The organism is Teichococcus wenyumeiae (assembly GCF_003696345.1).
In the GTDB taxonomy this organism is placed as follows: domain Bacteria; phylum Pseudomonadota; class Alphaproteobacteria; order Acetobacterales; family Acetobacteraceae; genus Pseudoroseomonas; species Pseudoroseomonas wenyumeiae.
The window spans coordinates 66,707-77,901 of the sequence record NZ_RFLX01000019.1; the positions used below are offsets into that span (position 1 = coordinate 66,707).

At 67.7% G+C, this 11,195-nt stretch carries 9 protein-coding genes; all 9 read right to left on the reverse strand.

The window, feature by feature from the left end; genetic code table 11:
• Nucleotides 1–22 precede the first annotated feature (22 nt).
• The 9 genes from EBE87_RS20295 to EBE87_RS20335 all read right to left on the reverse strand — a co-directional run bounded on the left by EBE87_RS20295 (nucleotide 23) and on the right by EBE87_RS20335 (nucleotide 11,110).
• Nucleotides 23–286 carry a hypothetical protein gene (locus EBE87_RS20295; protein ID WP_120637720.1) on the reverse strand — a complete coding sequence of 88 codons (264 nt, stop codon included), beginning with the start codon at nucleotides 284–286 and terminating at the stop codon, nucleotides 23–25.
• On the reverse strand, nucleotides 283–4,407 hold the full coding sequence (locus EBE87_RS20300; RefSeq protein WP_120637721.1) for a hypothetical protein: 4,125 nt from the start codon (nucleotides 4,405–4,407) through the stop codon (nucleotides 283–285). The genes EBE87_RS20295 and EBE87_RS20300 overlap by 4 nt, the downstream gene beginning before the upstream one ends.
• Entirely contained in the window at nucleotides 4,407–4,862 is a 456-nt protein-coding gene (locus EBE87_RS20305) for a hypothetical protein (RefSeq protein WP_120637722.1), read from the reverse strand. Before EBE87_RS20305 ends, EBE87_RS20300 begins: the two co-directional genes overlap by 1 nt.
• A gap of 76 nt (nucleotides 4,863–4,938) precedes the next feature.
• On the reverse strand, nucleotides 4,939–5,376 hold the full coding sequence (locus EBE87_RS20310; RefSeq protein WP_120637723.1) for a hypothetical protein: 438 nt from the start codon (nucleotides 5,374–5,376) through the stop codon (nucleotides 4,939–4,941).
• Nucleotides 5,376–6,191: a hypothetical protein gene (locus tag EBE87_RS20315; protein WP_120637724.1), complete on the reverse strand. Its 816-nt coding sequence runs from the start codon at nucleotides 6,189–6,191 to the stop codon at nucleotides 5,376–5,378. Before EBE87_RS20315 ends, EBE87_RS20310 begins: the two co-directional genes overlap by 1 nt.
• A 21-nt stretch (nucleotides 6,192–6,212) precedes the next feature.
• Entirely contained in the window at nucleotides 6,213–6,587 is a 375-nt protein-coding gene (locus tag EBE87_RS20320; protein ID WP_120637725.1) for a hypothetical protein, read from the reverse strand.
• A gap of 38 nt (nucleotides 6,588–6,625) precedes the next feature.
• Nucleotides 6,626–7,399, reverse strand: a complete 774-nt coding sequence (locus tag EBE87_RS20325) for a hypothetical protein (RefSeq protein WP_120637726.1) — start codon at nucleotides 7,397–7,399, stop codon at nucleotides 6,626–6,628.
• A 1-nt stretch (nucleotide 7,400) separates the two neighbouring features.
• Nucleotides 7,401–9,005 (reverse strand): hypothetical protein, encoded by a 1,605-nt coding sequence (locus tag EBE87_RS20330; protein ID WP_147426017.1) that lies wholly within the window; start codon nucleotides 9,003–9,005, stop codon nucleotides 7,401–7,403.
• Nucleotides 9,005–11,110, reverse strand: coding sequence for a hypothetical protein (locus EBE87_RS20335; RefSeq protein WP_120637728.1), 2,106 nt, complete (start codon nucleotides 11,108–11,110; stop codon nucleotides 9,005–9,007). The genes EBE87_RS20330 and EBE87_RS20335 overlap by 1 nt, the downstream gene beginning before the upstream one ends.
• Between the last annotated feature and the right edge of the window lie 85 nt (nucleotides 11,111–11,195).

Consider the following 11,195-nt stretch of genomic DNA (forward strand, 5'->3'; position numbering starts at 1 on the left):
CCTCGGATGCGGCGGATGGCGGTCATTCCTCAGCCTCGATCAGCCATTCCTCTTCCGGCACCTCGCGCACCGGCAGATCGCCCAGCAGCGCGTGGTGCATCTCATGCGCCGGATCGAGCAGCACCCGCACCGGCAGCGCCCAGGCGCCGGATTGCAGAGGCCGTGGGTCCAGCGCGGCGCCGGGCGCGGTCGGGCCGCGCACCGCCTCGGCCTGGTCCGCAGTCAGGATGATGTAGCCGGAGAGCGCAGCGGCACGGGCCGCTGCCTCCTGCAGGTTGTCGCTCATGTCGTGATCCCCGCGATGCGGTTGAGGAAGGTGGTGACGGCCGCGTGGAAGGCCGCCGCCTGCGTCGCGTCCCGGTGCCAGCCAGCCGTGGCCAGCGCGAGCGTGCGGCCAGCGCTGATCTGCGAGTAGGCCCGCAGCAGGCGCAGGTTGCCGGTCAGCAGCGGCGAGGAAGCGCGGGTGCGCGGCCCGATGCTCACCCCGTCCTTGTAGCGGTCGAAGCTGGTGGCAGAGATGCGGCTGGTCAGCGCCGAGCCATTGGCCGAGGCCACCTGCACGCTGTCATCCGAGCCTACGTTGCTGGCGGTGTTCATGCGGCTGCCGAAAGCGCCAGCCGCTGTCTTGGGGTCGATGTAGCTGTAGGTCGGCCCCGTGGCGCCATCCGAGGTGCTGATCAGCGGCCCGGAGCCGGTGCCGTCATCGTCCACCACATGCAGGCCGAGATGCCCGTCGTTCTGCTGCATCCCCGGGATGGCGTTGTAGGCGATGCCGGCGTTGAGATAGGCCGATCCTGCCGAGCGCCAGCCGCGGCCAGCAACCCATGTCGGGCTGTTCACTGCGGTCAGTGCGCCCACCCCCGGGTTGGTCCAGTTGATCATGGCGGCCTGCTGGTCGTGGGTGGCCAGCAGGCAGATCAGGCCGTTCCACGCGTCGGCGGCAACCATGGCCCGGACCCATTCGTCATAGGCCAGGGTCCACTCGCGATTGGGCTTCACCGTCATGGCGTCAATGGCGAAGGAAGTCTTCGCCGACAGCACGCCGATAGTCGCCACGGAGGGCGAAGCGAGTTCGCAGCCCACCGGGTTGCTCAGCGTCAGCGTCATCCCAGCCTCAGCGCCGGCCGGGAAGCTGGCAAAGACCCTGCCCTCGTTGACGCGGAAGGAAACCTTCCCCGAGGCACCGGCCGAGGTCGCCCAGTCCACGGAGCACGCCTTGCCGAACCACGTCTTGACCAGCGGGATGCTCAGCGATGCCCCCTCCGTCACCAGGAGGTCGGCCGCTTCCAGCTTCACGCCCACCGTGCCGTCGCGGCTGCTGACCTTCTGCGCCTCGGTGGTTAGGCCGGTGACGCTGTCCTGGGTCAGGCAGGTGGCCGTCCAGTGGATTTCGCTGCCGCTGTCCTCGAACTCCAGGCGGTCATAGCTGCGGGTCGCGCGGATTTTGCTCTCCACGCCGCGCCAGACATAGACGCCGGAGTTAGGGCTGTTGCCCAGCGTGCCATTGTGCAGCGGCGAGGCCACGATCTGCGGGATGCAGAGCGTGTCATCTGACCGCGGCGCAGAGGTTCCCTTGTTGGTGCCATCATCGAAGGCGCACATGTGGATGTCGCCGACGACCAGCAGCACCGGCACCTCGCAGGCCTTGATGCCCTCGATGATCTTCAGATACTCGGCCCGGTAGGTCAGAGAGTAGGCCGGGAAGTTGTTGGCGCTCCAGCGGTTGGGCGAGATGAAGACGACCTGCCCATAGCCATCCGCCTTCGCCGTCGCCAGCCGGCCGAGGAACCACGAAAGCTGGTCCCAGAACTCATGCCCGGTCTGGTGCCCCATGATGGTGGCCTGGGCTGCCGGCACATCGCGGTAGCGGCGCTGACTGATGCAGTCGGGCACCAGCCAGAGGACGCGGCCGGTAGCCGGCGCCTGCGCCACGATCAGCTTCTCCGGGTCGGTCTCCCCCAGCGTTTCCTGCACCAGCGGGTGATGCGGGAAGCCTTCACGGAAGACCCGGCGGGAGGCGGCGAACACGTCCTTGGTCGGCACTCCCTTGACCACTTCGGCCCAGTCCGGGTTGCTGCCAGCCCAGTCGTGGTTGTCCGGCGTCCAGACCATGCCGGTATTGGCCAGCAGCGTCTGGGCATTGGGCGAGGACACCACTTTGCGATGCGTGCGCTCGCGGATGATGCCAAGGTCCGTGGTGGCGTGGTTCGGATAGGCGTTGTCGCCGATCTGAAAGAAGGTCTGCGCTTCCTCCGCCGCCATGGCATCGGCAATCGGCATCCGCAGGCTGGCCGGCACGCTCCAGCAGGAGCCGACCAGAACCTTCACGTAAGGGCATGGTTGACGCTCCACTGGCATGGTCATGACGCTCTGCCAGGAACTGGCATCAACCTGCCCGTCGATCCGCAGCGTGTACCAGTAGCGGGTGGACGGCTTCAGGCCGGTCACCTCCGTCTTGTACTGGTGGTACTGCCGGGTGTTATCCCGCCGCAGCGGAGTGGTGGGGCGCGGGTCGATCTCCCGGATGCGGGCCTTGCGCGCAGGATCGTCGGTGACCAGCAGGGCCACCCGCTGTGCCGCTTGCGTCACATCGGCCGCGACGACGAAGCCAGTGGAGGACTGGCCGCCGGCGGTGACGTTCCAGCAGCCCTTGGCGTCGGCGCCGCAACGCCACTTGCCGCGCAACTCGCGGTCCCGCAGCCGCTCCTGGTCCTGGGTCAGCGCACGATCCAGGTAGAGCTGGATCTCGCGCAGGATGCCGACAAACGGCTGCTCTCCCGGCGCGCGGCAGCCGATGTACTTCTGCCCGTTGCCCGAATAGGCCGAGGTCAGTGCCGTGGCCGTGCCGATGTTCTGCCGGCCGTTGACGCCATAGGTGTGCAGGTCGGAGCCGCGCCGGCTGTAGACCAGCACCGCGCCATCCTGCCAGGACGGCCCCACCTCGGACACCGAGACGTAGGAGCCATAGATCAGGGTCGCCGCCGTGCGCGGGCGCTGGCCGTTGATCTCCAGCTGGTAGCCGTTGTTGGTGTTGCCCATGCCCAGGATGGTCTGGCGCAGGCTGTCGCTGGCGCTCGAGAACACCGCGGCCACAGACATCTCGTTGCCATAGGAGCGCGGCAGATCGAACAGCAGATAGGCCGTGCCATCGAACTGCACCCCCGCCCCCTGCTCGTCCTGCACCACCTTGGGCCGCAGCACTGCGTCCGGCTGGTAGGCGCGCACGCCGGTCGCCACCTGCCACTCCACGACGCCGCCGGCTTCGTCCAGCACCAGCCCCTTGTCGGCAGAGATCACATAGGTCGGGTCCGGGATGTCGCCGACGATGAAGCTCCGCTTCGTCGGCTCGCTCAGCGCCCCCGCCGGCCACACTCGCACGCGCCGGATATGCGTCTCGCCCGCACGCGGCTCCAGCAGCAGCGAGCCCGTGGTGATGGTGATCGCGTCCTGCCAGGTCGCAATCGTGTCCTCGACCAGCAGGTCATAGGTGCCGGGCGGCAGGTCCACGCTCAGCGAGCCGCCCTCGCGCAGCACCTCAACGCCGGCGGGGATCAGGCCCACGACAGAGGTGGCCACCTGCGCCTCGACGCCAACCACGCGGAGCACTGTGTTGAGGTCGGAGGCGCCGGCCACGGTCAGCCGCAGCCCGGGGCGCGCATAGGCATAGGTCGCCGTGGTCGGCATTGTCCGGGTAGCAGACGCCTCCTGCGAGGCCGCCGGCGTGTCCTTCGGCGTGAAGGGCACCGACGTAATGGCTAGCTGCGTGTCGGTCGCGTCGTAGACCCGCACGAAGGCCTCGCAGGCCACGACGGCTGCCAGGCTGCCCGACAGGAGCCGGGGATGCATCAGCACGCTCAGCGGCTGCCCCAGCCCCACGCCACGGCCAGCGCCGGGCGTGCTCGTATCGGCGTTCTCCGGGTCGCTGTCGTCGCGGTAGGGCGCCTTGTCGAAGAGAATGCTGATGTAGTAGCGGCTGGAGGTGTTGCCCGAGGTGCGCCCGGCCAGGGTGATGTCGATGCCCGACATGCCGCCCTCACTGGCCGGCGCCAGTGTCGCCGACGCCGCGAGGTTGAGGCCGGATGACAGGTCCCAGCCAGTCGGCGCCGCAGCCCCTGGCTCGAATACCGCGCGCGGATTGGCCAACTGGTTGCGGCGGCTCGGCCGGATCGGGATGCCCGCCGGAAGCCAGGCGCCGCTTGCCGCATCGTAGTAGTGGTCGAAGGCCGGGACGTTGGACGCCGAGACGACGCCGAGCGAGCCCTGGCCGTCGAAATAGCTCTCGTGCCCGCCGGCGCGCGTGAAGGTGGCGCCGGCCGGGAGCGGGCCTTGGCTGAAGTCGAGATCGACCAGCGGCGGCGGGTCCTCCGGCGTGGTGCGCGTGGCCGCGAGCCTCTGAATGGCGCGCATCAGTCGAGCCTCGCCGTGCCGCCGGAGATGTACGGCACCACCCCGCCGAAGCCATCCGGCCCGAGCAGGATGGAGATCTGAGCCCCTGGCCCGCGCGTGGCGTTGTGACCCGGAACCTCGGCCCGGATCGGCCCGCTGTCATCACGGACGATACGAACCACACCGTCGCCGACCTGCAGGACACCGCTGACGTAGCCGATGTTGGCAGTGGTCAGCATGGCTGCCGGGATCGTCAGGACGCCATCCAGCGGCCAGGTATATGCCTGGAGCCCGCTCGGCTCTGCCGGCAGGGTGAACGCCGGGACATGGACGGTGATGACCTTCACCAGCCCTTGGGCGCCCTCCATGCCGGCGGCCCTCGCCACCTTCGGCACATCGTCGAGCTGCTTGGCAGTCTCAGGAATAGACGCCCTGAAGACGGCATCATTGAGGACAACGCGGAGAGAACCGCTCATCCATACCTCCATGCATGATTGACCGCGCCGGCGTGTCTGCCGCGCGTCGGATGGGCTCAGTGATGCTGAGGCGCTGCTAGGCCGGCTTGACGACCAGGGAGCCGTCGGCGGTCATGATGATGAACCGTTCGTCCGCCGTCGTGAGATACTGAACCGCTGCCGGAGGCTTGCTGGCCGGCAGGGCGGAAACATCGAACGAGCCCACTGCAACAGCGTGGGATGGGATGGCGCAGCGCGCCACGACAGACCAGGTGCCGGGCATCTCCACCGCCAGGGCGATGGCGAAGATGCCAGCGGCAAGCCGCATCACAGCATCCGCAGGCGCCGCGATCTCGTCACCGCTCGGGTCACGGACCATGAAGGTCACGCCGGACACCTCCGCCCGCTGCCCTGTGGACTTGTCCAGGAACGTCGCAACAGCCCGCAGGCTGGTTCCAGCATAGACCCGGTTGAGCGAAGACTGCCCGCCGAGCTTCATGCTGGCGGCGATCTCGACAGGGAGCGTGATGCTCATCAGCGGTCCTCCTGCGCGGCGATGTCGGCGGCGTAGATGCGCCCGCGCTCGTTCCATGCCTGCTGTGGCGACGGCATCGGGATGGTGGTGAACTTGCCGAAGAAGCCGGTGCGATCCGCGCGCTCGATGCGGGGCACCACGAAGACCTGCCGCTGGGTTCCGGCTTCAAGGGCGATAGTTTCCAGTGCGTCGGCCTCGCTTTCGCTGAGCGTTGCCAGATTAAACCTGACATTCCGCCGCGGCAGGCTTGCATTGTCGTCGATGCCACCTGGCGCGTAGCCATTGGGCGATGGGTCACGTAGCGGCAGCAGAGCAGGCCCAACCCACAGCCGACTGAATTGCAGGTAGGGCTGCGTGCTCGTGATGACGATCTGCACGAAGCGCAGTCTGGTAGGTTCGGGCAGCACCCAACACCACAGCCCGCGTGGCAGGCTGAAGGGCAGCCCATTGCGCACCACGAAGTCTGCGCCCTGCATGTCGGTCGTCACGCGACCCGCTGCATCCACCACGAGCAGGTCGCCAGCCTTGCCTAGCTCGTCACCACCCTTCGCGACGGCAGAGATAGACAGATCCACCTGCGCGCTTGCTTCCGGGAGCACCCCGTCGCGCGGAGCGAACAGGGCAATAGTCCGCACCCACTGCGCCGAGCCGAGGTCGAGCCAGAGCGTGCGGGTGGTGCCCGAACCGGTGCGCCAGACTTCACCCAGTCGCGGCGTCAGCAGGGAGCGCACGCCAAGGCCGGGCACCTCGCTGTTTGTCTCAATCGTGGCTGCTGGCAGATCGGCCAGATTTAGTCCGGAGATCAGGGACGGCATCGCGTTACCTCCGGCTGACGGTCACAGGAGGGCGGCGGAGCGGAACAGGGCATCAATGTCATGCCTTTCCAGGCCCAGCTCGCCTGCAACAGCATTGAGCAACGGATGGTCACGCCGCACCTCCAGCGCGTAATCCCACTCTTCCTGCGCCTCATCTCCGGCCGCCGCGATGGCAGTTTGGACCTGGGGCAGCAGGCCGGCGGCTCGCAATGCCTTGCGAGCTTGCAGGGGCGTGACGCTCTCCGGCACCGGCTGTCGCGACGATGCGCCGTCACCCACCTCAGCCAGCGCCGCATTCAGCGCCGCCTGCGTGACGCCTTCGACGTAGAGGCGCCCCTCCATGTAGCTGCGAGCATCGAAGGCGCCGTTGCCTGCCAGCGTGGCGATCCGCACCATGTCGGCCGCAGGAGATACCGGAACAGATGCAGTTGCCATCAGCGGAGCCTCGTGATGAAGAAGTTGGATTGGGTGCCGCCGCCGACATCGAGTGCGCCGCCGCTGTCCTGCACAACGTCAATGCGAGCCTGCGTGCCGGCCGCCACGGGCGCCTCCCACGCAACAGTCAACACGGTGGCCACATTCGCATCGCCGCGCCCGCGCGCCTGGTTCCGCACCGTATTGCCGCCCACCACGAGGTTCATGATGCGCTGCCCAGAGACATTGGGCGCGAAGGTCAGGCTCGCCTGGAACCGGTAGACGCCATCCTCCTGGATCGTGAGGATGCCCAGCGGGGTCGCGGGGATCAGCCCCAGCGTGTTCACGTCGTTCGTGTCCCAGGGGAAGTTGCTGGTCGTGCTGTTGGCGATGCTCAATGCGGTAGACGAGCGGAGTTGCGATTGGAGGCCGACCGTCGTCCACGCCGGGTTCAGCAAGCCACGCTCATCCAGGTACGGAAGGAAGGCCGATAGCGGCACAGAGGAGATGTAGGTGGTCTGCCCCTCCTCCCAGTTGATCGCGGATGCCGCGCCGGTGTGGGTCTTCACCACCTGATCGCGCGAGATCGTCACCGGGCTACCAACAGTCAGCGTGCCGACGAACAACTCCCATCTCAGGCCGTCTTCGCTCTCCCGGCGCCAGGTGTATTTCTGCCCCGACACGCCGCCCGCCGTCGACGGGTCGATGTAGCCCGGGACCACGGCGCTGATCTGCGCCGCGCCGGTGCCGCCCGTCGTGCTGGTGACGGTCACACAGTCCAAATTGCCGATCATGCTACCCCCAGAGGGTCAAGGTTTTGGCGTCGCCGGTCTCATCCATGCCGGTGACGATCCAGTTGCGGCCCGCCAGGCGGGGATGATCCACGCTGATGGACTGGCCCACATTGATGGCAGCGCCCCACTTGCCGACCGGCACCCGCCAGCGGCGGCGGCGGACCCCATGGAGCGACATCAGGTAGGCGGCCTCTGCCTGGGCATCGACGGCGAGGTCGAACCCGCTCACCAAGGGCTCCGGGTCGGTGGCCGAGGGGTAGGACGCCAGCACAGAGGCGTCGAACGCGGTCTCGATCTGCTGCGCCGTGCCGTAGGCGGAGACCGCTGCCGGATTGGCTGCGGCAACGCCCGTCAAGTCCGTTGCGCTCTGCACCAGCCCGAGCACCCGATAGGCCACCCGCTGCCGCCAGCGTGGCGGGGTGCCCTCGATCTCGGACGGCTCGCCGGTCAGCATCCAGCGCGCGAGGGCATGGTCTGGCGGGAAGGCCTCAGGGCGGAAGAGGCGCCCCGCGACAATTCTGCCCATTCGGTCGGAGCCCCACCAACTGGCGCAGCTGCCGGTGACCTCATTCAAAGCGGCTTCGACCGTGCCGCCCTTGAAGAGAAACCCGGCAAGCCCGCCGGGCATCGTCCCCGTGAAACTGGCCGTGTCGAACCGGTCACCGCTCAGCCCGCCCGGCCCGGTCAGCAGCGCCAGGGCGATGCCAGCATGGGTCGCGGCGCCGGCCCCGACAGCATCTGCGGTGACCTGCCGCGCCGGCGGGCTAGCCAAACGGATCAGGCCCTGCGCCAGACAGGTGGCATAGGTGCTGTCGGGCAGGCTCGGGGTCATCATCTCGGGAAAGCTGGCATAGTTGCCGGCGAAGGCGAGCACTGCCCCACCATCCCGCACGCCGGTGATGCTGGACAGCGCCCGGCCCGAAAACTGGTAGACCAGTTGCGTCGCCAGAAGCGTGACGGCGGGCAGGTTCCGCTTCGCGCCATATAGCATCGGCCGCATCTGCCCCTTGAGCCCGGCATCGCCTTCCAGCCCGCCGGTTCCGGCGTATGGCGTCGTAACCGGCACGGCCAGATCACGCGCCGCCTCGCGCAGGCCGATGCTCACCCGCCCAGATGCCGACAGCGCCGCGCCGGTGATGCGCAACTCCGCCATCCGGTCGAACTCGCCATAGGCAGCCCGGAAGGGCTCACGATGCGGCCCACGCAGCAGGATCGCGGGGCGGCCGACCATGGTCCAATCGCCGGTGACCTGATCCAGCAGCCCGTCTTGGTTGTCCAGCCGCACCTCGCCGGCCTGGAAGGTCCGCCGCGCGCTCTCCTCCGGCAGGATGCGGATCGAGCGCGTCAGGGTCGGCGGCTCCACCAGGCGGGCGGGGTAAGCGACATTCGGCATGGAGCCGTCACTTGGCTCACCAATCCACCCACGCTGGCTGTAGCGCAGGGTCGTGACGGTGCTGGTGGCTGCCCTCTGCCGAGGGCGAGCGCCGAGCGGGTGGGTGCCAAGCTGGTTCTGCTCAGGCAACCGTACTGCGGAGGGCGGCAGCGCCGAACCAAGCTCCAGCAGGAACTCGGTCGGTAGGTCGCCCCAGTCAGGCTGGGCAGCCATCAGTCGTCCACCAACGCGCTGATCTCCAGCCTGAGCAGCCTGATCTCTGCCCGCAGGTCGTCCTGCGACGCCACCACGCGGTCCCCCAGCTTTTCAGTGCTGTCCTTCATGATGCTCGCCATGGCCGAATTGGTCAGCGTGTCGGCCGAGATGCTTCCGACACTATCGAACACAGACAGGATGCGGTCCTGTGCCACGCCGAAGCCTGCGCTCGACCCGTAATATTCCCGCGCCGCGTTCCGGTAGTTGCCAGCGGCCGAGGTCAACTCGCTGATCGCGTCGAAATCACCTGCCGCAGCCCGGCTGCCCAGGTGGTTGAAGTCACGCTCCAGCAGGCTCAGCTTGGCCTGTGGAGACAGCAGCGAACTATCGTCTGTCTGCATCGACCGGATGAAGTCGGTCAGGCCGCCCAGCGTACCTGCCACGGTCTGCTCAGCCTGCTGGCGCTTGGCCAGATCCTCCGCGACCTGCGCAGCGCTGCCGCCCAGCGCCAGCATCTGTTCGGCCAGATTGGCCGCCGCGTCATCCACTCCGCGGAAGGAGGTCGCCACATCCCGCAGTTGTTCGTTGCTCAGCCCGTTCAGTTCAGAGCGAAGCTGCTGCCAGTAGAGGCGGTCGGGATCGAGGCCGGCCGCCGCATAGGATGCGCCATTCTCAGCCCAGTTTGTCCGCACGTTCTCGACGGAGCTGATGTAATCGCGCCCCTCGGCCGAGCGGGATGCCTGCCAATAGCCCAAGCGCGTCTGCTGGTTCTGGATCGCCTTCTGCTGCGCCTCGGTCGCGGCCTCCGTGGCCTCCTTGTATGCCAACATGCTGTCCGCGATGTTCGCCATCGCATCGTCGAGGCCGCGGAATTCCCGCGCGACATCGCGGAGCTGATCCACCGATAGAGAGCCCAGCAACTGCGAAGCCTGGGCGTTATAGAGATCCTCGGCATTACGCCCGACCGACCGGTACAGGTCTGCGTTGGTGTCGTAGTTGGTGCGGATCTCGCGCGCGGTCTGGACGTAACCCCGCCCCTGCGCCTGCCACATCGACTGGTCGTAGCCGATGCCCACCTGGCGGCGCGCATAGTCCGCCGCCTCCTGCTGACGCTTCACCAACTCGTCCGTCGCCAGCCCAAGCGAAGCTGACTTGTCGATCACTTCCTGGAACGGAGCCTTGATCTGCTCCAACTGTGCCTCGAAGGCTTCCAGCCCGGAGCGCGTCTGCTCCAAAGGCTTCTGCATGACCTGCCAGGTGTTCTTGTACCAGTCCAGGTTCTCGATGGTCTTGTCCGGGTCGGCCACACCTGTAGCCCCGATGATCTGCCGCACGTTGGCATCCGGCGCCTGCGCCATCGCCTGCTGCAGCATCCGCGAGACAAAGGCCTGCGTCACCGCAGTGACGCCTTCCTCGTCCGCGCCACCGTGGAGCTTGTCGGTGCCCAGGTACACATTCAGGCCGTCGCGGGCGCCGTACTCCACCCGGTAGGCCGTCTCCACCGAGCGCCCCAGTCCGGTCTTCTGGCCGATCTGGTCCGTGATCTTCATCAGCTCCGCGCCAATGGCCCGCGCCTGGTCGCGGTTCTCCTGGCTGTAGCGGTCGCCATTGAGGCCGCCGATGGAGGGATTGGCGGGGTCGTTCGAGTAGAAGGTCGCCGCGCCAGTGCGGTCGGAGGGCTTCTGGCCGGGCAGCAGGGCGCCGAGGACCGTCAGGGCAGCCGCCGCGATCCAGCCGTAAACCGGGACCGCCATACCGGCCATCGCCGCCGCCGAGAGGCCCGCCGTTGCCGCGCCGCCGGCAGCCTGCGTGTAGCCGCCCACGCCGCCACGCTGGAGGCCGGTATACGCCGAGTACGCGCCGCCAGCGATGCCGAGGGCGCCTGCGCCATAGGTACCGATGGTGCCGCCCGCGCTGCCCACCTGCGTGTTGAGGACGCTATCCGCGCCGGACCAACCGGTGTTGTAGGCGTAGCCTGGCGCCATGTACTTGCCGGGGTTGAAGTTCGTCAGCTTGTCATAGGCGGAGTAGGCCGACGCGCCCTGCTGGACGTAGCCGACTATGCCTCCATCCCCATTCGTGATGGCGAGGTTGCCGCCGCCGGACAGCGCGGTGGAGCCCATGAGGTGTTGATTTTCGCTGAGACCTGACCCGGGAGGGGTCAGAGTTTTCGCTGAGAAATGACCCGTGTCTGTTCACCTCCTCGGC